At 48.8% G+C, this 22,607-nt stretch carries 20 protein-coding genes and 1 tRNA gene; 12 read left to right on the plus strand and 9 right to left on the minus strand.

The window, feature by feature from the left end; genetic code table 11:
- Positions 1-54: 54 nt before the first annotated feature.
- The 10 genes from ACFSUS_RS16925 to ACFSUS_RS16970 all read left to right on the plus strand — a co-directional run bounded on the left by ACFSUS_RS16925 (position 55) and on the right by ACFSUS_RS16970 (position 9,443).
- Complete coding sequence (locus ACFSUS_RS16925) at positions 55-267, plus strand: type II toxin-antitoxin system RelE family toxin (protein ID WP_381524875.1); 213 nt, start codon at positions 55-57, stop codon at positions 265-267.
- Positions 264-470 carry a type II toxin-antitoxin system Phd/YefM family antitoxin gene (locus ACFSUS_RS16930; protein WP_381524588.1) on the plus strand — a complete coding sequence of 69 codons (207 nt, stop codon included), beginning with the start codon at positions 264-266 and terminating at the stop codon, positions 468-470. The genes ACFSUS_RS16925 and ACFSUS_RS16930 overlap by 4 nt, the downstream gene beginning before the upstream one ends.
- 53 nt (positions 471-523) lie before the next feature.
- The gene (locus tag ACFSUS_RS16935) at positions 524-982 is read left to right on the plus strand and encodes a hypothetical protein (protein WP_381524590.1); all 459 of its coding nucleotides are present in this window, start codon (positions 524-526) and stop codon (positions 980-982) included.
- A 205-nt stretch (positions 983-1,187) separates the two neighbouring features.
- A complete protein-coding gene (rimO, locus tag ACFSUS_RS16940; RefSeq protein WP_381524591.1) occupies positions 1,188-2,501 on the plus strand; it encodes a 30S ribosomal protein S12 methylthiotransferase RimO in 1,314 nt (437 codons plus the stop codon).
- Positions 2,502-2,585: 84 nt separating this feature from the next.
- Complete coding sequence (bshC, locus tag ACFSUS_RS16945) at positions 2,586-4,133, plus strand: bacillithiol biosynthesis cysteine-adding enzyme BshC (protein WP_381524593.1); 1,548 nt, start codon at positions 2,586-2,588, stop codon at positions 4,131-4,133.
- A 9-nt stretch (positions 4,134-4,142) separates the two neighbouring features.
- Positions 4,143-4,763, plus strand: a complete 621-nt coding sequence (locus ACFSUS_RS16950; protein WP_381524594.1) for a 5-formyltetrahydrofolate cyclo-ligase — start codon at positions 4,143-4,145, stop codon at positions 4,761-4,763.
- Positions 4,764-4,909: 146 nt separating this feature from the next.
- On the plus strand, positions 4,910-5,347 hold the full coding sequence (locus ACFSUS_RS16955; RefSeq protein WP_381524596.1) for a porin family protein: 438 nt from the start codon (positions 4,910-4,912) through the stop codon (positions 5,345-5,347).
- Between the two features lie 532 nt (positions 5,348-5,879).
- Positions 5,880-6,890 (plus strand): aspartate-semialdehyde dehydrogenase, encoded by a 1,011-nt coding sequence (locus ACFSUS_RS16960; protein ID WP_381524598.1) that lies wholly within the window; start codon positions 5,880-5,882, stop codon positions 6,888-6,890.
- A 110-nt stretch (positions 6,891-7,000) separates the two neighbouring features.
- Entirely contained in the window at positions 7,001-7,771 is a 771-nt protein-coding gene (locus ACFSUS_RS16965; RefSeq protein ID WP_381524601.1) for an ABC transporter ATP-binding protein, read from the plus strand.
- A gap of 4 nt (positions 7,772-7,775) precedes the next feature.
- Entirely contained in the window at positions 7,776-9,443 is a 1,668-nt protein-coding gene (locus ACFSUS_RS16970) for an ABC-2 family transporter permease (RefSeq protein ID WP_381524603.1), read from the plus strand.
- A gap of 20 nt (positions 9,444-9,463) precedes the next feature.
- Here ACFSUS_RS16970 and ACFSUS_RS16975 read toward each other — a convergent pair whose 3' ends face one another.
- The 4 genes from ACFSUS_RS16975 to ACFSUS_RS16990 all read right to left on the minus strand — a co-directional run bounded on the left by ACFSUS_RS16975 (position 9,464) and on the right by ACFSUS_RS16990 (position 14,593).
- Positions 9,464-9,973 (minus strand): hypothetical protein, encoded by a 510-nt coding sequence (locus tag ACFSUS_RS16975; RefSeq protein ID WP_381524605.1) that lies wholly within the window; start codon positions 9,971-9,973, stop codon positions 9,464-9,466.
- Between the two features lie 223 nt (positions 9,974-10,196).
- Positions 10,197-12,161 (minus strand): response regulator, encoded by a 1,965-nt coding sequence (locus ACFSUS_RS16980; protein WP_381524607.1) that lies wholly within the window; start codon positions 12,159-12,161, stop codon positions 10,197-10,199.
- A 215-nt stretch (positions 12,162-12,376) separates the two neighbouring features.
- Entirely contained in the window at positions 12,377-12,778 is a 402-nt protein-coding gene (locus tag ACFSUS_RS16985) for a T9SS type A sorting domain-containing protein (protein WP_381524609.1), read from the minus strand.
- Between the two features lie 393 nt (positions 12,779-13,171).
- Positions 13,172-14,593, minus strand: a complete 1,422-nt coding sequence (locus tag ACFSUS_RS16990) for a hypothetical protein (protein ID WP_381524611.1) — start codon at positions 14,591-14,593, stop codon at positions 13,172-13,174.
- A gap of 653 nt (positions 14,594-15,246) precedes the next feature.
- On the opposite strand from ACFSUS_RS16990, the gene ACFSUS_RS16995 reads away from it, so the two are divergent.
- Positions 15,247-15,870: a hypothetical protein gene (locus tag ACFSUS_RS16995; protein WP_381524613.1), complete on the plus strand. Its 624-nt coding sequence runs from the start codon at positions 15,247-15,249 to the stop codon at positions 15,868-15,870.
- Between the two features lie 436 nt (positions 15,871-16,306).
- Here the strand turns inward: ACFSUS_RS16995 and ACFSUS_RS17000 are convergent.
- The 5 genes from ACFSUS_RS17000 to ACFSUS_RS17020 all read right to left on the minus strand — a co-directional run bounded on the left by ACFSUS_RS17000 (position 16,307) and on the right by ACFSUS_RS17020 (position 21,554).
- Positions 16,307-16,390, minus strand: a tRNA-Leu gene (locus ACFSUS_RS17000).
- A 98-nt stretch (positions 16,391-16,488) separates the two neighbouring features.
- The gene (locus tag ACFSUS_RS17005) at positions 16,489-17,826 is read right to left on the minus strand and encodes a dihydroorotase (protein WP_381524615.1); all 1,338 of its coding nucleotides are present in this window, start codon (positions 17,824-17,826) and stop codon (positions 16,489-16,491) included.
- Positions 17,823-18,794, minus strand: coding sequence for a porphobilinogen synthase (hemB, locus tag ACFSUS_RS17010; protein WP_381524617.1), 972 nt, complete (start codon positions 18,792-18,794; stop codon positions 17,823-17,825). Before hemB ends, ACFSUS_RS17005 begins: the two co-directional genes overlap by 4 nt.
- Positions 18,795-18,902: 108 nt before the next feature.
- Positions 18,903-19,598, minus strand: coding sequence for a response regulator transcription factor (locus ACFSUS_RS17015; protein WP_381524619.1), 696 nt, complete (start codon positions 19,596-19,598; stop codon positions 18,903-18,905).
- Positions 19,599-19,652: 54 nt separating this feature from the next.
- On the minus strand, positions 19,653-21,554 hold the full coding sequence (locus ACFSUS_RS17020) for a sensor histidine kinase (protein WP_381524620.1): 1,902 nt from the start codon (positions 21,552-21,554) through the stop codon (positions 19,653-19,655).
- Between the two features lie 178 nt (positions 21,555-21,732).
- On the opposite strand from ACFSUS_RS17020, the gene ACFSUS_RS17025 reads away from it, so the two are divergent.
- Positions 21,733-22,572 (plus strand): T9SS type A sorting domain-containing protein, encoded by an 840-nt coding sequence (locus ACFSUS_RS17025; protein ID WP_381524621.1) that lies wholly within the window; start codon positions 21,733-21,735, stop codon positions 22,570-22,572.
- Positions 22,573-22,607: the final 35 nt, after the last annotated feature.

Genomic DNA, 22,607 nt, shown 5'->3' on the forward strand with positions numbered 1-22,607 from the left:
ATAGCGGCTTATCAACTTCAATTTTCGGATAAAGCGCTCTAGAGCCTTAAGAAAATTCCTAAAGCAGACAACGAGCGAATCATTACAGCTCTTGAGGAATTAGCGATAGACCCGGATAGCAAAACGAATGTTAAACGCTCGAACAATCATCCGGAAACCATTTTCAGATTAAGAGTAGGTAATTACCGAGTTTTGTACGACAAGCATGATACAGTGCGCATCATTGCAGTTATCGACGTTGGACATCGAAAAAATATTTACGAATGATACTTAACGCGCAAATTATACAGGCCGAAGGCAAACCCAAATTTGCGGTCATTTCGTATGAAGAATACGAAGCGATTCAGCAAAGTCTTGCCTCCTTTGATAATATTGAAGACTTTCTCGATTACATTCATGCATTAAACGTAAAAAACGAAACAACCACCTGGCATACATTAGATGATGTGAATAAGCAATTAGAACTATGATAAGATACCGTTTCTACCGTCACAGGATGGGCTATCTATCTACATTGCTTATCATGCTAGGCCTATGTACATCGCCTTCAGCCAACGCGCAGAAAAGCCAGCGCTCAAAAACGTCAAAGTCTACGGTCGTGCAAGGAATTTGTGGGAACGTTGTCGTCAAACGCGGTAACTACATGCCTAGCCCGGATTCGCCCCGCCCTAACCCTGGTGGTGTACCGGCCGAACGCGAGGTATTGATTTTTCCTCTGCTAAACCTGGGGCAAGTAGATGCAGGCGACAACGGTTTTGTTAATTCCGTTCGGGAAGCCAAACCGGTTAAAACGGTTAAGACTGATAAAAATGGCAAGTTCTGCGTAAGCTTACCGGCTGGTCGCTATACGGTGCTGGTACGTGAGCCAAAAGGTTTGTACGCCAACCTATTCGATAGCCAGAGTAATATTAATCCGGTTACCGTATCGAAAAACCGACTGTCCCAGCACAGACTGGAAATAACACATGGGGCTGTATTTTAAGCTAATAAAGACACTGCTAGTCTAAGCACATCTACTTCAGTACAAACGTAATTCTTAACCGGCTTTTCAGATAAATACCATAATATCCGTCTGGCACCACTTATTGTGAATTCCTCAAGTTACAACTTCCCAAAATACTGAAACGCCGAACTTTGCGGTTCATAATACGCGTTAACTAACATTGACGCTCGAAAAATCTGCTGTTTTGAAAACCAAAGGCTTACGTACTAATAAAATAAATATTGTCACGCTCGGCTGCTCGAAGAATCTGGTTGATTCGGAGGTGCTGTTCACACAGCTCAAAGGCAACGGCATGAATGTGACGCACGAGTCAAAGAAAGATGACGCCAATATTGTTGTCATCAATACGTGCGGTTTCATCGACAACGCTAAGGAAGAATCTGTGAATACCATTCTCCGTTACGTAGATGCTAAAGATGCGGGCGTAGTCGATAAGGTGTACGTAACGGGTTGCCTGTCGCACCGCTACAAAGACGAGCTGGAGGTTGAAATCCCAACGGTCGATGCCTGGTTCGGGACTAATGAATTGCCCCGGCTTCTGAAGACCCTCAAAGCGGATTATAAACACGAACTCGTTGGAGAACGCTTGCTAACGACGCCTGCCCACTACGGCTACTTGAAAATTGCTGAAGGCTGCGACCGTCCGTGCTCATTCTGCGCTATTCCGCTGATGCGGGGTGGTCATATATCCAGGCCGATTGACGAGTTAATCACCGAGGCCAAATCACTAGCACGTCGCGGCACGAAAGAGTTGATCCTCATTGCGCAGGATTTGACGTATTATGGACTAGACCTTTACAAGAAGCGCAACCTCGCTGACCTGATCAATCAACTGGCCGATGTTGAAGGTATTGATTGGATCAGGTTGCAGTATGCGTATCCGTCAGGTTTCCCGATGGACGTACTCGATGTTATGCGTGACCGCCCGAACGTTTGCAACTACCTCGACATGCCATTACAGACCGGCTCGACCGAATTGCTCAAACTCATGCGGCGGGGTATTACGCGAGAAAAAACCGAAGCCCTGATCCATACGATTCGGGAGCGGGTTCCTGACATCACGCTCCGTACGACGCTGATTGTTGGACACCCAGGTGAAACCGAGGCCATGTTTCAGGAAACGTATGATTTTGTCGAACGGATGCGCTTCGACCGGTTGGGCGTGTTTACGTATTCTCACGAAGAAAATACCCATTCGTTTTCAATGCCCGACGACATTCCGGCTGAGATCAAGCAGGAACGGGCCGATGAATTGATGGACCTTCAGCAAGGGATTTCGCAGGAACTCAATCAACAGAAAGTTGGCAAAACGTATAAGGTGCTATTCGACCGTAAAGAAGGCGGGTACTTCATTGGTCGCACCGAAGCCGACTCACCCGAAGTGGATAATGAAGTACTGGTTCCAGCGGCTGGGCCGTATGTCCGACTCGGCGATTTTGCCAACGTTAGAATTGATCGCGCCGAAGAATTTGACCTTTACGGAGAAGTAATTTCTTAATTTTCCAAAACCCGCAAGCCTCGTTAGCCCTGCCCGAACCTTGCGGGTTTTCTCATTGTTGAGCCGAATAAATCCCAACCTTGCATGGACTGTCAGTACCTACCGCTTGAATCGACCGGTCAATTCTCCCAACTTTTTCTTGATTACCTCGCCCAAAAAGACAGCCTCCGACCATTCTACAACCGATTTCCAAAGCTGCCAGCGTTTCGTGAGCAGATAAAAGAAAAATCATTTGATGAGTCAAAACGGCGAATTCTGGTCGATGCCCTCGAACGACAGTACGAAGCCATTGCTGATAAACCCGATTTTTCTGTTCTGCTTGAACCAAACACGTTTACAGTTACAACAGGGCACCAACTGAATATCTTTACGGGACCGCTGTATATCGTCTATAAGCTCATCACGACGATTAACCTGGCTAAGCAGTTGAAAGAAACTTACCCTAGCTATAACTTCGTGCCTGTCTATTGGATGGCAACCGAAGACCATGACTTCGCGGAAATCAACCATTTTTCATTCTTTGGAAAGAACTATGCCTGGCAGACCGAGCAGCGTGGGGCCGTTGGTCGTATGAACCCCAAAGAGCTGAAAAATCTTTTCGACCAAATTCCCGAAAAGCTGTCTCTTTTTGAAGAAGCTTACTTAAAGCAGGATACACTAGCCGACGCAACTCGTTATTATATCAACAAACTATTTGGCGTCGAAGGGCTCATTTGTTTAGACGCTGATGACGCCGGTTTAAAGGGCATTTTTGCGCCAACTATGCGTGATGAGCTCTTGAATCAGCATTCAGGCCAGCTTGTGAACGAGCAAACCGAGCGATTAGCCGAGATGGGCTACAAAACCGTTATTACGCCCCGCGACATCAATCTGTTTTACCTCGACGATCAGATACGCGAGCGTATCGAACGAACCGAAAAAGGGGATTATCGAGTCATACATACGAAGATTCGATTTTCGGAAAGCCAGATATTAGCCTTGCTGGCGGAGCACCCTGAGCAGTTCAGCCCAAACGTAGTGCTTAGACCTCTGTACCAGGAAACGATTCTGCCGAATCTGGCTTATATCGGTGGGCCATCGGAGGTGCCCTATTGGCTACAGCTGAAAGACGTTTTTGACCATTTTCAGACGCCATTTCCTCTATTAATGCCGCGTAACTTTGCGATGTATATTCCGGCCGTGAGCGCTAAACGCATCCGAAAGTTAGGACTAACGCCCGAAGATCTGTTCAAAGATAACTTAACTCTTAAGCACGAATTTGTTGATACACATACTCGCCATTCGCTGAAGTTTGATAAGGAGAACAAGACGGTTAACCAGGCGCTCGACGCTATTTTGCATAAAGCGCAAATGGTTGACCCGACATTGGAAAAAGCCGTATTAGCTGAAACGAAGCGGTTTGCCAACGCGATTGTCCGACTCGAAAAGAAGATGCGACGCGCCGAAGAACGTAATCAGGAAACGGGTATCCGACAGCTATTGGCCGTAAAGAACGAGCTTTTCCCCAATGGTAGTTTGCAGGAACGTAGCGAAAACTTCCTGACGTTTTATTTAAACGACCGGACGTTTCTGCAGAAGATGTTATCAGCTTTCGATCCGTTCAACTACCAAATGCAACTTTGTCTGGAGTAAACCAAGCCCGTGACAAAAGCCGAGTTAAGAACTCAGTATCTGGCCCAGCGCCGGGCTTTATCAGCAAAAGATGTTGAAAAGCTGAGCACAACCATTGCAGGCAACACGTTGGCTTACGCCCCGGTTAAAGAGCTAATCAGCTCGTCAACGGTCGGTTTTAAGCCTAAAATGATTCATGTATTTCTGCCCATTGTCCAGCAGAACGAAGTCAATACGTGGCCAATCATTCACCGTATCTGGGGTAGCTATGTCAACGTTCAGATCGTGGTCTCTGTGACCGACATGTCAACCCGCCATCTCTTGCATTACGAGCTCACACCGGATACCGCTTTACTGAACAACCGCTGGGGCATTCCTGAGCCAGTGGTTTGGCAACGACAGCCAGTCCGTTCTGAGTCTATTGACTTAATTCTGGTCCCACTCCTAGCGTTCGATCAACAAGGGCACCGCGTTGGCTACGGTGGCGGCTTTTATGATCGCTTTCTCGCTGAGTGCCGCCCTGATTGTTTAAAAGTGGGTTTGTCTCTTTTCGAGCCGGTTGAACGGATTGATGAAGTTGAAATAACGGATGTTCGTCTAGATAAATGCGTTACGCCCCAAAGTGTGTACAGCTTCATGCATCTGTCTTAGTTAAGCACCCGTTTATCAATAACCCTGATTACTTCCATATTACCAATAGATTAACATTTTTTCAATCATAAGCCGGGTTCATCTAATCAGAGTAACTACATTTGGCGTTGGATTTTACTATTTCATTCACCAAACACGTGTTAAACATGATCAAAAAATTTACACTTGTAGTAAGTACTTTGTTAGTAGCGAGCTTAACCACGTTTGCCCAGGTTCGGGTTGGCGTAACCGGTGGTGTCCAACTCGCTAACCAAAAAAATGAAATTGGTGGGTTTTCGTTAAGTGGCTCAAACCGCATTGGCTTTACAGCTGGTCTTGTTCTGGATGCTGCTTTGTCGGAAAGTTTTTCCATTCGTCCCCAGGTGTTGTATTCGGTTAAGGGCATGAAACTTAACTTTGATGCGCTCTTGGGCGGCCTAGGCGGTAATGACGCCGAAGGAACGTATACATTTAACTACGTTGAGGTTCCCATTCAGTTGATGTACGGCGTAGAAGCTGGGCCAGCATTGAATACCGAGAACTTGGCACATTCTACCGAAATGGTAGTCCTAGTATTCAGCGGATTTATAGCTATGATGAAGTAGATATTCTCAAACCCAGCAAAGAATTACCACGTTATTTTTTTGCGCTTGGTGATTCAGCTACTAGCGAAGCCTATAACCAATACGTACAGATTCGGCAAGGAAACACAATGGCATCCGTTTTTGGCTTGCTAATCACTGGTGCCGGCATGGGTGTGGGAGCGAGTTACATACGCGCAATTCGAGAACAGCGGAACGCCCAGTATCAATCGCCCTATCCTCAAACGAACCGTGACCAACCTACCTAACGAGGCCGAGCCATTGCCGGATTAAGTCTCATTCTGCTCGGCGGTATTCTTTGCGGCATCGGGGCTTCCTCTTACAAAGTCAATCAAAGTCTGCACCGAGCCGTACAAACATACAATCGAGCCTTAACCAGACGTTCTGTTTCCTGGCGTTTAGAACCCTACTCTGAATCTACGCAAACAGGCATAAGTTTAGTAGGCTGCTTTTAACTTTTTAAAAAATCAGCCCTGGCCATCAAACTTTTACCGTACCTTTGCAGCCAATTTCACAATAATCAAGGTAAATTAATATGAAAATCGCAGTCGTTGGTGCCACAGGCCTGGTCGGTGGCGAAATCCTGAAGGTCTTGGAAGAACGTAACTTCCCCGTGTCTGAACTCATTCCAGTTGCTTCCGAGCGGTCGGTTGGTAAACAGGTTACGTTCAAGGGTAAACCGTACACGGTTGTTAGCTTTGAGGATGCCATTGCGGCCAAACCAGCCGTTGCGATTTTCTCGGCGGGTGGCAGCACGTCGCTGGCCTTAGCGCCAAAATTTGCCGAAGCGGGTATTGCCGTGATCGACAACTCATCGGCCTGGCGCATGGACCCAACTAAAAAGCTGGTTGTTCCTGAAATCAACGCCAATACGTTGACTCCCGAAGATAAAATCATTGCAAACCCGAACTGCTCGACTATCCAGATGGTGGTGGCCCTGAAGCCGCTGCACGATCGCTACAAAGTAAAGCGTGTTGTCGTATCGACCTATCAATCGGTGACGGGTACGGGTAAGGCAGCTGTCGATCAGCTTTTCGCCGAGCGCGAAGGCAGATCAGATGTGCAAAAAATATATCCGCACCCAATTGATTTGAACGTCCTGCCTCACATCGACGTCTTCCTCGACAATGGCTACACTAAAGAGGAAATGAAGATGGTAAACGAGACCAAGAAAATTATGGGTGACGACTCGATTCAGGTAACGGCCACAACGGTACGTATCCCAACCATCGGTGGGCACTCGGAAGCGGTTAACGTTGAGTTCGAGAACGAGTTTGAACTCAGTGAGGTTGTTGAACTGCTAAGCAACGCAGAAGGCGTAATTGTTCAGGACGATCCGGCGAATAAGGTGTACCCAATGCCGTTGACGGCTCACGGCCGCGATGAGGTTTTTGTGGGTCGTATCCGACGCGACGAAAGCCAGCCTAAAACGCTGAATATGTGGATTGTGGCCGATAACCTCCGTAAAGGAGCCGCCACAAACGCCGTTCAAATTGCAGAATACTTAATGAAACACGAGTTATTAGCTGTTACTGAAGCAGTCTAGTCTGGCCACCGGCCATCCTGATAAATAACCTAAAGTCCCGTTCGGCTTACTGCTGGGCGGGACTTTTTGGTTATCTTTCGTAAAGCGTTAAACAACGAATAACAGTCGCAATGTCTGCCATCATCCAACTTCAGGACCTTCATAAGTCATACGGGGCAACGCCCGTCCTTAAAGGAATTAACCTCAGTGTCGAAGCCGGGCAAGTTGTGGGTTATATTGGCCCCAACGGCGCGGGTAAATCAACGACCATCAAGATTTTGATTGGTATGTTACCCGACTTTTCGGGAGAAGCCACCGTGCTGGGTATGGACGTAAAAACCAACGCGCTCGATATTAAACGTCGAATTGGGTACGTACCCGAAAACGCAGCTTTGTACGACACGCTGACGCCCATGGAATACCTGCGCTTCATTGGGCAACTGTATGAAGTCGACACGCATCAGCTTGAACAGAAAGCACTTGACTTGTTACGGCTCTTTCAACTTAGCACCCACGCTGATGCGCGGATGACTACTTTCTCAAAGGGTATGCGCCAGAAAGTGCTGCTTATTTCGGGCCTCCTGCATAATCCGGATGTCATTTTTCTGGACGAACCTTTGTCGGGCTTAGATGCTAACGCCGTTGTGCTGGTGAAAGAAATTATCCGTCAGTTGGCTAACAGCGGCAAAACGATATTTTACAGCTCGCACATCATGGATGTGGTTGAGAAGATTTCAGACCGGATCATTATTATTAATCAGGGTCAGATCATTGCCGACGGTACGTTTGCTGAGCTGCAACACCAGCGTCCTGAATCGCTCGAACAGCTTTTTGCCGAACTAACCGGCAGCGACGGCCAAACGAGCGTAGCCGAAGAGTTTATTCATACGCTAACTAAGTAACAGGATGACTAACCTTATTCTCTGGGTCCTTAACCGAATAAAACCCTTACTTGTGCTATCCGGTGCTAACCATGACCAGGTGCGGGCGATCGTGCAGGTCAAGCTCATGATGGACAACCGCCGGAGCATCGTCACACTCGGACGGTACGGCAAGCAAGCGGCAGAAACCAGCAATAGTTTCACTAAAATCCTGGGCGTTTATGCCTTGATCGGCGGCTTGCTTAGTTTGAGTATGTTAATGGTCCCTCCGCAGGAAGCCATGTTTCTGCCGCTTACGTTGCAGTTTTCGTACATCATGGCCTTATGTGCCATGACGCTCATTTCCGACTTTTCATCGGTCATTCTGGACTCGTCAGACAACCAGATCATTTTACCCCGGCCCGTTAGTAGCCGAACGCTTTGGGTAGCGCGGGTCACTCACATCACCAGTTATCTGTTCGCCATTGCATTGTCGTTGTCGGTCGTAGCGGTGCTGGTCATTGCGTACCGGTTCGGCGCCTTGGCAGGGCTTGTTTTTCTGATAATGAGCTTATTGTCAGCGGTGTTGATGGTGTTTCTGACGAACGTAGTGTATTTAGTACTCATGCGCTTCGTGAGTGAAGAGAAAGTACGCGAAGTCATTAACTACTTCCAGATTGTGATGGCCATCCTCTTCTACGGAGGCTATCAGTTGTTGCCTCAGCTGATTGGCCGTACGGCGATGACTCAGGTTACTACGCACGAGTGGTGGCATTACCTTGTTCCGCCCATGTGGATGGCCGGTGCCGTTGATACCATTGTTCGCCCTGCACTCGACTCTACACACCTGACGTTTTTCTTACTGGCCCTGTTGACGCCATTCGCTGGACTATGGTTCATGAACCGGTTTCTGACCACTAACTTCACCCAAACGCTAAGCGGTATTGATCAGGAGAACCGGACCGAACCATCCACGACCTCGGCACAGTCGGCAGCACCCACGAATTCGGTTTTTTTGGAGCGATTATCGACTTGGTTCACCACAAGCCCGCTCGAACGAGCCGCGTTTGGTTTTACCTGGCGCATAACGGGTCGTGACCGGAAGTTCAAACTGAAAACCTACCCTCAACTAGGCTTTGGCCTTGCTTACGTCGTAGTTATGTCGCTGCAAAGTCGGAGATCGGACGCTAGTGGCTTCTTTTACCTATTCGCCCTCTATTTCGCTGGAATCTATGTTATGGTAGCCCAGTACCAACTGAGTGTTTCCGACAACTACCGGGCAGCATGGATTTACGGTAGCGCCCCGATTCGCGATCCGGGTGATGTTCTGTCGGGCTCTTTGAAAGCGTTAATTATAAAGTTGCTGACGCCGTTCTACGTTGTCCTGGCAGGTTATATCTTATACCGCTACGGCGTTGATAAACTTAGCGACGTACTCCTGGCTTACAGCAATTCGCTGATCATGCTTATGGGAGCGGCTTTGTTGTCAACGCGCTACATGCCGTTTTCCGTGGCACAGGATGCCCTTAAACAAAATAATACGGCCCGGGGCATTGCCATAAGCCTTGTTTTGGGCGTCGTTGGCTTTTCGCACTATGGGCTTACGTTTCTGCCTTATGGGGTTTGGATAGCGATCCCACTATCAATAGGCTTGTTCTGGTATCTGTTCCGGCAATATCGACGCACGAGCTGGGCGCAAATTGAGATGGGATAAATTACGAGCGACTTTATTAATCAGTCATCTACGTGTAAGGCGGGTCGTAGCCAGTGAGTCATCGTTGGGAACGTATCTGCCTGCGTCATTCCCATCCAGACTAACAACGGCAAGCCAATGTATTCTTGCTTACTGAATGTATCAATCAACCATTGACTGTCCCCTTTGTAGCCATCGGGATGAAAGACAACTTCGTAAGGCAAACCAATGTGCCGGCAAGCCGCGAATGTCCACAGCAGCACCGCGATCTCGTCGCCCTGTTTATCGGGTCGTTCGTGCGTAATGTTGTTGTGAAGGAATGCCCTTTCTTCAGGTAACGTTACGGCTACGTGGCCCGCTTCGTGTAATACGTCGCCGGGGTAAAGTAGCTTGGTAGGATCAACTTTTACTGTCCCCGCATCGATCAAAATACCAGGCATAAACGTAGGGACATCGAGGATTGTCTCAACCACATTAAGTCCTATCTCACGCAGGAACAGATAAATCTTATCGAGTACAGAATCACCGGGGTTTAAGCTGGGGTTTAGCATCGGTTTGCGTTAAAAGTCGGCGTTTACTGAGCATGGTCTGGCTGTTGAGCGTAGTCTCCCGACTACGCTCCGGCGTTATCCGGTCTCCGACCGGTTTAAGTATTAACTATTCCGGTCGGAGACCGGATAACGCTGTGGCGTAGTCGGGAGACTACGCCAAACCTTAACGATCTATCCCTTTCCTGTTGAGCATACTCTCCAGACTATGCCAAACCCCAACGATCTACCCCTTCTGATAAGCCGTTGGAGTTTGTTTATAAAACTCCCGGAAAACCTTCGTAAAATAAGAAGGGCTTTCAAAACCTACCAAATAGGCCGTTTCGGCCGCGCTATGCCCTAGCCGTAGTAAATCAATGGCCTTGCGAAGCCGATACTGCCGAATCAATTCAATAGGCGACAAGTGAGTAAGATTATGCACTTTTAAGTACAGTGCTTTGCGGCTCAGCGCCAAGGCATCGGCTAGCCATTCTACACTCAACGTCGAATCGTCCAGGCGTTGTTCAATCAGCTCATACAATCGGCGTAAAAACTGATCACCTACCGTCAGCAACGGATTAGGGCTATCAGGCTGGGCTAACTGCTGACGATACTTCTCCTGCAAACGTTCTTGACGTATCAGCAAGTTACGTAAGCGTAATCGCAGCTCGGCCAGATGAAACGGTTTGGTCAGATAGTCGTCAGCGCCCATCGATAGCGCCTGCAAGCGTGGCTGCTCACCCCCTTCTGCCGACAGTAAGACTACGGCAATATGATCCGTAGCCGAGTCTGCTTTCAGGCGTTCAAGCAGGCCGTAGCCATCCACGCGGGGCATTCTCAAATCGGTGATCAGAATAGCAGGCAACTCCTCTTTGGCGATTACCCAGCCATCGTACCCGTTAGCGGCCGAGCGAACCCGGTATTCAGTGGCCAGCTCAGCAACTATAAACGCCCGTAATTCAGCATTATCTTCCACAACCAGCACCAACGGGGGCAATGAAGCTGGTCCAAACGCGGAGGTATCTGGCGACGACTTAGGTACGGCAGGTAAATCAACTACTACCTCCGGGGCAATGGTGGCCGCTGCCACCCCGGCTTCAGCGATACGTTGTAGCGGCAAATCGAGTATAAAGCGGGTACCGGATGGCCCTTTGCCCCCTTCTACCTGGCTTTCCACGGACACTTGCCCTCCAAGTCGCAGGGTCAATTCGCGCACCAGGGCTAAGCTAACGCCCGTACTGTCATTGGCTCGGATGCGCTGGTTATCTCCCTGATAATAGCGATCAAACACGTGCGGTAGCTTATGGGCGCTGATGCCAATACCTGTATCCTGTACCGCTAAGCGAATTCCTGAAGTTGTTGATTGCAACGTAACGGTGATTCCGCCCTTGTTGGTAAACCGAATGGCGTTAGTGAGCAAATTAGCCAGAATGGTTTCCCATTTGCCTGCATCGAAGCGGTAGTTACCCACGGGCAAATCGGTTTCAAACGTCAGGGTCAGTTGTTTTAACTCCGCTGACGGCCGAAATAGGTCAACGAGTTGGCCCACAAAACCGGGTAAGTCCCCCACCTGCTCTACCAGCTCAACTTGTTCGGTATCGAGCTGATGAAGGCTAACCAGCTGATTCAGCAGCCGCAGCACTTGACCGGCATTGCGCCGGACAGTCAATAGTGGCTCCTGCAAGGGCTCCGGCAACCCATCAGTTTCTAACAGTTTATCCACCGGAGCCATGATCAGCGCCAAAGGCGAGCGCAACTCGTGGACGACGGTAGCAAAGAAACGGGTTTTCATAGCGTCGAGGGCTTGCAGCTCTTGCGTGTGCCGCAGTTGATCGACGTAGCGCCGGGTTTTCTCGATGGTCGCTTTGAGATCCGTGAAGTCAATGGGCTTGGTTATAAAGTCAAAGGCACCCCGGTTCATGGCGGTTCGGATGTTGGCCATATCACCATAAGCCGTGACCATCACGGTACGTACAATCGGGTTGATTTGAGGAAGGCGGTCCAGCAGTGTCAGACCATCCATACCGGGCATGTTAATATCGGCTAGTATCAGATCAATGTCCGGTTGCTCCTGAAGCAAATCCAGTGCCTGCTGACCGTCGTGGGCAAAAACAAACTCGTAGGTACCATTGTGAATGAGTTGGCGAAAACGTTGCTGGAAGAGAAGTGCCAAATCGACTTCATCATCCACGAGGAGTATTTTGGTCTTCATCAATGTAGAGCGCCAGCGTTAGGCCGCCAACCCTGGCGAATCGTGTCCTGTCGGCTCCGGCGTAAAGGAGTCCCGGCCATCAGGCTAAGGTACGAAACGACGCTTGAACTGCCCTATTCTACGGCTGTTTCAAGAAAATGCCCTACTGAGCAGCTTAGTCAGACAGAAGACTAATTGCTCAGTAGGGCACGTACTGTTTATCCGATTACTACAGGTTAATCAAGGGCCACTAATCGGCTTTGTTCACTAGGTTGTGGGGTGGCTAAGGTTATAGCATGACGTGTGCTGTCGACGCCGTTAGTGATCTCCAACTGATAAGCTCCATCAGGTAATGCACTCACATCTAGACGAATACGGGCCGCTGTCTGATTTTTACCCACTTGCTGGGTGAATAAGACTTTGCCAGCTGCATTAGTCAACCGAATCTCGACCATACCACCCGCTTGTTTAGCCAGACCGATTTGTACTTTACCTTCAACGGTGGTGTAGATACCGCTCTGGTAAGCGACGGCTGAACTTGGACGACCAATGGGCTTGGTGGTTTCCGCCTGAGCGGCAGAGAAGTTGATCAATACGAAAGCGAAAGCAATGAGCAGGGGTTTGATGAGGGTTTTCATGATCTATCGTGTTTTAGAAAGTTTGTCCGTTTTGGATAGATCAAAGGTCGGGTGGTTAGCCAGCAAAGGCTGTCTCAAATGAGTCAGATACTAGCACTTTTGAGAAAAGAAAACACATAAGCCGTGGAAGGGCAAAATTAGCAGGCAAAAGCCTGGAGAGGTACTTCATAAAGAAGCGCGTGGTATTTAAAGCTTTGTGCAACAAGGAACTGCCCTGCGTTCCCTTGTTGTATGTATTATAAATTAAGGATGTCGACTAAACGATTGATCAGACATTGGCTCAGCCATCCGTTCCAATGTCTGAGATACTTGATTTCTCGCTGGACAAGCACAATATTAAGGCTTGCATTGAGTTGGCAATTCGAACTACACATAAAACTATAGTACTTACCTTTATTTCTTTTCTAACAGTTGCTTTACTAGCTGTTTCAAGTCATTGATATCAGCTTGTTGCTGCTTGTTTACCTTCTCCAGCTCGATGCTGTAGAGGGTAAGTTCCTCTACTTTTTGTAACAGTTTAGCCTCCATCTTTCCAACATCGACGCCTTCTTTTACCACTTCTTCAGCGGAGGGAATACCGGGGAGATGTTGATGAGCAGTAATATAGCGCTCTACTTCCTTGAGAGGAGCTAGCCGATAGCCGGGGGTAAACACGTTGTCAGACCAATCGGTAACGCTTCGCACCGAATAACGGCCAGCTTGGGTAAGAATAACGCGACCTGTTGCATCGACGGTTAATACTTTATCAGCGGTGACTAAAGCTACTGGACTCTCAGAAAGCAGTTGAGTTAAGCGAAGCCCTGATTCATGACTGATCCCACTATTTACCTCTAAGCGGGTAGTGGGAGCAGAGGTACCAATACCAACATTTGCGTTGTGGCCTAAGACCAGGGCGTTACTGACGGCCACGCCTGCACCGGCCCCAATTGCCGTTGCATTGGTTAGATTCTGAGCCAGAACGTCAGCGCCCGTTCCTAATATGGTATTGCGTGAACCACTATCATGACGGCCCGTATTGTGGCCAATGTAAACATTGTCATCACTGTTGCTACCGGAAGGTCCGGCCCCGTTTCCAACAAATGTGTTATGGTTTCCCGTGGTATTACCTCGGCCGGATGCCGCACCAAAGAAGGTATTGCCTCGGCCGGTAGTCGTTGCGTAGCCGGATTGGTAGCCAACAAAGGTATTGGAGTCAGATATTGCGTTATAGCCAGAGTGGTAGCCAAGAAACGTGTTTTGAACGCCTGTCTGATTCGATAAACCGGCTTTACTGCCTATAAATAGGTTAGCGGAAGCCTTATTGTTATAACCGGATGAGTCGCCGACGAAGACATTGTCATCAGTATCGCCATTGAAGCCAGCCAAGAAACCTGCATAGACGTTTCTTCGTCCTTGTCGATTAAAACGTCCAGCTTCATAGCCAATAAATATGTTATTATAACCTTCATCATTTAAGCGGCCAGCGCCAGCGCCAATAAAGGCGTTCCTGTTTCCTGTCCGATTGAGCGCTCCAGCACCATAACCAACAAACGTGTTAGCACTAGCGGTCTGCATCCCAATGCCAGCAAAGGACCCAACAACGGTATTATTGCCACCCGAAGTTAAATTTCGTCCGGCATTCGCCCCGACAAAAGTATTCTCAGCGCCAGTTTGCGTGTTTAGACCGGCTGCTGGGCCAACAAACGTGTTGGCGCTGCCTGGAGTAGTCGAGTTAGGCTCGGAAGCAATGTAGTTAGCATTTTGACCCAGTGTTAGGGTTGTGCTTAATGCTAACACTAGTAAAAAAGAAAGATAAGGTATGTAAAGTCTTGTCATAGCTACGGCAATTAAGTGGAGAGTAAAGTAAGTTACTTTTCGGTCATTAACTAGTAGCCCAGTTGGCAGTGTACCGTGATTTTGATGGAATTAAACTAGCTGTTTATTTATAGCAGACTGAATGATTTGATAGTTAAACCGTCCAGTAGATTTTTCAGTACGCTGACTCGGAATTATAGTAAACTTGTCGATAGCTGACTTCAACAATGAGTTAGTACTGGCGCTTCCTCTCCGTAACCTTGCTGAACCTTGAAACAACTTTTTCTCCTAGCGCTGTTGCCAGTAGCCAACGTCTTCGGCCAAGGCACTGTTACTAGCACCTATCATCGCAAGCATGTTAGCCCACGTCCAGCCGTTGCTACCGTTCTCATCTGTGGTAGCCGGTCAGCTTATGCCTATCACAGCTATGAGTGTCACGGTTTGGCTCGGTGCCGGTCAGAGGTTAGCCGTGTTTCGGTTAGCTAGGCTCAGAACATGGGCTACTGGCCTTGTAAAATCTACCATTAACTTGGATATCACGTTCTTAGCTTTCACCAATAATGTCGAAGACAGTAGCTACCCTAATAATATACCGCTCCAAGAGCCAGCCAGTTTTCAACTGCCTTACTGCTAGGCTTACATAGATTACATTGCTTAAACGCTTACCCCTCTATATGAGATTTTTTCTAGGTTTACTAATGTGTTTATTGCTTCCTCATGGCCGTTTATGGGCACAACCCAGCAAGGGGAGTTTTGTAATTAATCCGCAGGCGTTGGTTAGTGAGTGGAAATTTAAGTCCGACTCCATCTTTTCCCGTCAATATGTTAATCTAGGAACCTCTGTACATTACTATTTAACCGATAAGTTAGCCGTAGGGATTTGGCTACTGGGGGAGTACAGTAACAGATCCCTCAGAACAGCTACACCTGGGTATTATACATCAAGGACTTATATGATTAACCTAAGCCCTGAGATTAGTTACACGTTTATGGCTACGCGTTTTTCTCCCTTTTTAAGGATTAGATATGGCAGCATTGGCTACATACATATGTTCTCTGACAACCCTGGCCTTCCAACCCGCGCTAGGGAAAAAGGAGTCGGAAATTTTTTAACGAATTATTCCTCCGCTTCAAGTTTATCTGCCAGCTTAGGATTGGCCTATTCGATCAAGAAAAGATTAGCCTTAACCGGACAAATAAATGTAGTTCCTTTTAATTATGATGGCACTTTTAACACAAGCCTGCTCAGATATGCTAGTGTTGGTTTAGGGGCTCAGTTTGTTTTGGGTGGTCACTAAGCTGCTTCAACTTTGATACGACTCTCGGTCATGGCCGGGAGTCATACCGCCTATGCCCACTTGTCGAGCAAAGTATCTGTTTATAGTAAAACCTCATCCGTCTTTACTTCCAAGGCTGCTTGTACGGTGGGTATGCCCAATCAAGGAGCAGGCGAATCTGCCTGTTTGCATTGGGAGAGTAAACTAACTGCCAGTAACAGGACCAGCAATCTATACAAATACTTGCGCATTGATGCTTATATAAGTGGCGTCAAAGTTGGCGGTCCGGACGGGGCTCGCACTAGTGACCCCAGGCGATACAGGTATAGTTCTCAATAATGTGTAGCCATAATCGCTTTGCCACACCTTTTAACTAATTCCGTCCCCTAAACCGTCCCCCGCATTAAAAATAAAAGCCGCAACCAATTGACTTACAATTGATTACGGCTAATATTTGTGCCGAAGGCGAGACTCGAACTCGCATGTCCGTAAAGACACACGCCCCTGAAACGTGCGTGTCTACCAATTTCACCACTTCGGCAATTCTATTGTGGCAACACATTTCCCCGTGTTGGGATTGCAAAGATACAGCCCGCTCTTCGGCTTTTGCAAGCGTTTCAGGCAAAAAAATTCAGGCTTTTACCGATTAAAGGCTAGTCGCTCACCAGCACGATCCGTGAGAAGTTCACCGTTCTCGTAGACCAGCTCGCCCGATACAATCGTGTGCGTAACGGTCGCGCTAAACGTGTGGCCTTCCATCGGCGACCACCCGCAGTGGTACAGGATATTCTCTTTAGATACCTGAGTTGGCCGGGCAGTATTCACCAGGACAAGATCGGCCCAGTAGCCTTCCCGAACGTAGCCCCGACGGTCAATCTGGAAACAGTCGGCGGGTGCGTGACTCATTTTGCGGACAACCGTTTCGATGGATAGCTTACCCTGCTGCACAAACTCCAGCATCATCAGCAACGGGTGCTGAACCAGTGGCAATCCCGAGGGTGCCTGCCAGTACGGCTGCTGCTTTTCGTCCCAGGTGTGTGGGGCGTGGTCGGTGGCGATGATGTCCAACCGATCGTCAAGCAAGGCCGCCAGCAGAGCTTCCTTGTGGTGCGGAGCCTTAATAGCCGGATTGCACTTAATCAAATTGCCGAGTTGTTCGTAGTCCCGGCTATCGAACCACAAGTGATGCACGCATACTTCCGACGTAATGCGTTTTTCGGTCAAGGGTTTATCGTTGCTGAATAAAGCCAGCTCGTTGGCTGTCGAGATGTGCAGAATGTGCAGGCGCGTATTGTGCCGACGCGCCAGTTCAACCGCCAGCGACGACGATTTCAGGCAGGCTTCTTCGTTGCGGATAACCGGGTGCAGCGCTGCGGTGGCCCGATCGCCATATTCGGCGCGATACCGTTCTGTGTTGGCTCGAACGGTCGCTTCGTCTTCGCAGTGGGTGGCAATGAGCATCGGGCTTTCCCGAAACAGCTCGTTCAAGAGCTGCTCATTATCGACCAGCATGTTACCCGTCGACGATCCCATAAAGGCTTTGATGCCGCACACCGTCTTCGGATCAGTTTTGAGCACTTCGCTGAGGTTATCGTTGGACGCCCCCATAAAAAATGAGTAGTTCGCCAACGACGTCCGGGCGGCAATCGCGTACTTATCCGCCAGCAGTTCCTGCGTTAAGGCGTTCGGAACAGTGTTCGGCATTTCCATAAACGTCGTAACCCCGCCGGCCACGGCAGCCCGCGACTCGGATTGGATCGTCGCTTTATGGGTTAAACCCGGCTCGCGAAAATGCACCTGATCGTCGATGACACCGGGTAAGAGGTATTGACCGTTCGCGTCGATAACACGACTGGTTCCACTGTCCGATAAACCAGTACCCAGTTGGGCAATAAAGCCGTCTTCAATTAAGACATCGGTTTCAGTAATACGGCCTTCGTTGACTAACTGAGCGTTGCGGATTAAGAGTTTACTCATAAGATGTTGGCGACTTCTTTGGCAAAGTACGTCAAAATCACTTTAGCCCCCGCCCGCTTAATGCTCATCAGCGCTTCGAGCATCGCCCGTTCGCCATCGAGCCAGCCATTCTGCGCTGCCGCTTTAATCATGGCGTATTCTCCGCTGACGTTATAGGCTGCAATCGGCAAGTCATAATTATCGTTCAGCAGCTTAATGATATCCAAGTAAGCCAGTGCAGGTTTTACCATCAAAAAATCAGCGCCCTCGGCAAAATCGAGTTGGGCTTCGATCAGTGCCTCGCGGCTATTCGCTGGATTCATCTGGTACGTTTTTTTGTCACCAAATTTTGGGGCTGAATCAAGGGCGTCGCGGAAAGGACCATAGAAAGCACTGGCGTACTTGGCCGTGTAAGCCATGATCGCCACGTCGTGAAAACCGCCTTCATCGAGCACTTGCCGGATATAACCCACTCGCCCATCCATCATGTCCGACGGTCCCACGATGCTGGCTCCGGCCTGCGCCTGCGCCAAGGCCATTTTGCCGAGCACCTCCAGGGTTGGATCATTCAGGATTTTGCCGTTTTCAACAATACCATCGTGCCCATCGGAGCTATACGGGTCCATGGCTACGTCGGTCATAATCACGGCGTCGGGAAACCGATCCCGAACGGCGCGCACTGTTTGCAGGTACAGCCCATCCGGATTGTAGCTCTCGGTAGCGTATTTATCTTTTTTGGACTCGGGTAAGTTTGGAAACAGATCAAAAGCACGGACGCCCAGATCCATGCATTCCTGAATCTCGTCCAGTAACAAATCCGTCGACAGACGGTGGATACCCGGCATGGAAGCAACTTCAGAACGAGCGTTCTGGCCTTCCATAACAAACAGGGGAAGTATCAGATCAGAAACGGACAGATGCGTTTCCTGAACCATATCGCGGATGGCAGCCGATTGGCGGTTCCGACGCGGACGGCGATTTATAAGCATACTAAGTTGAGGAGTTATAGGTCGTAAAGTTGTAAATTTTTGTGCCAGCCAACCCTGGCAGATCAGAATGACTTTACAACTATACGACTCTATAACTCTACAACTTTTTCAAACGATAAGTTTAAATCCTTCGCCGTGGACGTTGACGAGTTGAACGGCCGCGTCTTCTTTGAGGTATTTACGGAGCTTCGTTACGTACACGTCCATGCTGCGGGCGTTGAAATACGAGTCGTCGCCCCAGACCATTTTCAAGGCAAAACTGCGGCTAACGGGCTGATTAAGGTTCTGCGCCAGCAGTTTCAGCAGTTCCGATTCTTTACTGGTTAGCTTCTGTGACTGCGCTTCACCATTATCATTCTGATGTGTTAAAAGTTGGTGTGGATAGTCGAATGCAAACGAGCCAATCTGATACGTAGTTGGCTCTGGTGTATCGCCCGAGCGTTGATAACGACGAAGAATCGCTTGAATCCTGAGCAAAAGCTCTTCCATGCTGAACGGCTTGGTGATGTAATCGTCGGCCCCTACTTTAAACCCCTGGATGGTGTCTTCCTGCATCGATTTCGCCGTCAGAAAGATGATGGGGATATCACGGCCTGCCATACGTACTTCTTTAGCCAACGTAAAGCCGTCTTTTTTGGGCATCATAACGTCGAAGATGCACAGGTCATACTGATTCGCCATGAACTGCTGCAACCCCTGATTACCATCCGTAGCGCGATCAGTGGCATAGCCTTTCATGGACAGATATTCTTGTACCAACTGGCCAAGATTAGGATCGTCTTCAACAAGTAAGATTTTAGGCATGATAGTGAAAGAGTGAAAGAGTGAAAGAGTGAAAGCGCGTTACCCAACGCTTTTTCACTCTTTTACTCTTTCACTTATTGTATATGGTAAAATTATCTCGAACGAGCTGCCTTTGCCGGGTTGGCTTTCAACCTGGATCTGACCGTGGTGTTCGTCAATCATCTTCTTTACGTAACTCAATCCCAGACCAAAGCCTTTTACATCGTGCCGGTTTCCGGTCGGTACGCGGTAAAACTTTTCAAAAATCCGGCTGATCTGCTCTTTAGTCATGCCCAATCCTTGATCGGCAACGGTGATGCTAATACCTTCGGGCAAGCTTCGGGTTTGAATCGTGATGTGCGGATGTTCGGGCGAGTACTTAATGGCGTTATCGAGCAGATTATACAGGATGTTCGTCAGATGCACCTCATCAGCCTCAATAATTTCATTCTCAGCCTCGAAATCTAAATCAACTTCACCCTCACGCTGTTCAATCTGAATGCCGATGTTATTGAGTACTTTCTCGATAACGTCATGAACGTTTACCGACGATAGCTTCAGCTTGATTTCGCCCCGATCAAGTAAGGCCATCTGCAATACTTTTTCCACGTGCGAGCCGAGCCGCCGGGTTTCGTCCCGGATAATCCCCATGTAGCGTGTCAAACGAACGTCGAGCTTACCGCCAGATTCGGGCGCTGATGACAGGTTATTCCCTTCTGACCGGAGTTGTTCCTGTGCCATTTCGACCGCCAGTGAGATAGTCGATATGGGCGTTTTGAACTCATGGGTCATGTTATTGATGAAATCATTCTTGATGTCGGCCAGTTTCTTTTGCCGCACAATGGTGCTGATAGCAATATAGAAGCAGGCCAGAATAACCAGAATCAGCACAACCGACGCGCCGAACGTAAAGCCGAGCTGGCTCATGATAAACTGCTTCTGGGTCGGGAAGTACACGTACACGTAGTTGCCCGTTTCCATCAGATTATTAGGAAATAAAGCCGCTTTGTAGCCATTGACATCGAGCTGATGCGGCTCCGTTCCCATCGACGTAAACAGGAATTTAGGCTGTAACCGGGTGCGCACTCCGTAAGCAAACGGTATGCTAATGCCTCGCTCGACGAGTGCTTGGCGAAGTAATGTATCAAGGGCCAGCCGATTCACCCGGTCTTCAATGGGCCGGTCTGACAAGAAAAGTCCTTTCAGCACGTCCTTGACCATGTTCGACTGTTCTTCAGCTTTATGCTGGCTCAGACTGGCCGGGCGGCTGATGGGCGCCATGGTGTTAGCTGCTACGATATTGGCCTGTTGGGCTTTCTGCTGCTGACGTTTAACACGATTCTTAAGCGCCCGTTTAGTCGAATCTTGCCGACGAGCTGCCTGGTTATTGATATTGGTCATCTCATTGGCCAGGATGTGCTCAACCCAATGATCAAACTGTTGCTGCTGCACCATCTGTGTCTGCCAGTCTCCAATCGCCATCAGCTCATCCTGCTGCCGGAAGAATTCTTCAACAACCATCATCTGCTCAGGCGAGAGCGGGCGAACAATGGGATGCAGTACGTCCGACTGAACGACTACGGCCCCAGCAGGAGCAGCGCCAATCGGCATCATCTGCTGACTGGTCAGCGGTATTGATTTTGACTGGTTAGGCTGCTGAGCTAAATTTTCGGTCCGGCTCGGTATCGCCTGCCGATCGGCTTTCTTGGAAGTTGTAGACTTGCCCTCTTTTTTGGCAATAGCCATCAACCGGCTCTGTTGCTCACGAGCCTGAGTGTGCTGTTTCGTCAGGTAGACCTTAATCTCTTGCCGTTCCAGCGTTCGGACAACCTCCTGCAGGGCATCCGTCACTTTATAAGCAAACTGTTCTTTCTGTAATTGTAAGGCGCTGCCAATCCAATAGAGCTGCAGCCCTACCAGCCCCAACAGCCCAACGGCCATTAACAGGACAATCCAGCGTATGCGTTGTTTAGACATTTTTTTACTCGCTCATGCAACCTTTGGCCGACTTACGCATCTATTACAAAACGGTTGAGGTTGTCAGTAAAAGTACGAACCGCTTTGACCAAGAATTGGGTCTTTAACAAACTTTAACAAGCCCAGTATCAATCGTTTTAACCAGTTATTGTTCCTTCGTTTGCAAACGTATCGTACCATGAAAAAAACAGTTTTAACCTGGCACCGGTTCGCTTCAGCGCTGCTGCTTACGGGTGCTTTAAGCGGGGCTGCTCTGGCTCAAAAGTCAACGCCAGCTTCACCCAAGTCGGATAAGTCTGACGCTAATGAAGTAAACGTCAGAATTATAGAGCGCAATGGCGACGAGGTTCGTGAAATCGAACGGACGTATCGTATGGATGGCATGACCGATCCTCAACGGGACAAAATGGTTATGAAACTAGTCGACTCACTGAAGGCTGCCCGGAAAGGGAAAGACGGTGGGAAACGGCAGATGACAATCATTGTGGAAGACAGCGATGGCGATCGGATTGTGACTCGCGAACGAATGAGCCCTGGCCAGCGACGCAGTCAAGGTGATGCGTACGTACAACGTAATCCGTTACCAAAATTGGGCAATGACCCTTGGGATACACGGGCTTGGCGGTATGAGTTTCACCGAGGAGCCGATTCGTTAGCTGATCGGTTGAATCGAATGAAACTTCAGATGCCAAGGGATTTCGATCGTCAGCTTGCTCGGCCTTTTGAAGACTGGGCACGTAATTTCAGTGGTAAACCGTCAACCATTCGTGGGCTGGATGTTTTCCCGAACAACCCCGATCAAAATCTATTGAATGTTCGCTTCACGGCACCTGCTAAAGGCGATATCAGCATTATCGTGACGAATCCTAAGGGGAAAGAGGTAGCCCGGCGTGAGATTAAAGACTTCTCGGGTGAATTTGTTGGTCAGATTGACCTTGGCAAAAAACCACAGGGTGCTTACTTCATTACCGTTACTCAAAACGAAGATGGGGCTGTAAAGCGAGTTGTCGTTGACTAAAGCTTGAAGGATCAAGCAGTTGAAAAGTCTATTCA

This window comes from Spirosoma soli, assembly GCF_042684525.1.
Classification (GTDB): domain Bacteria; phylum Bacteroidota; class Bacteroidia; order Cytophagales; family Spirosomataceae; genus Spirosoma; species Spirosoma soli.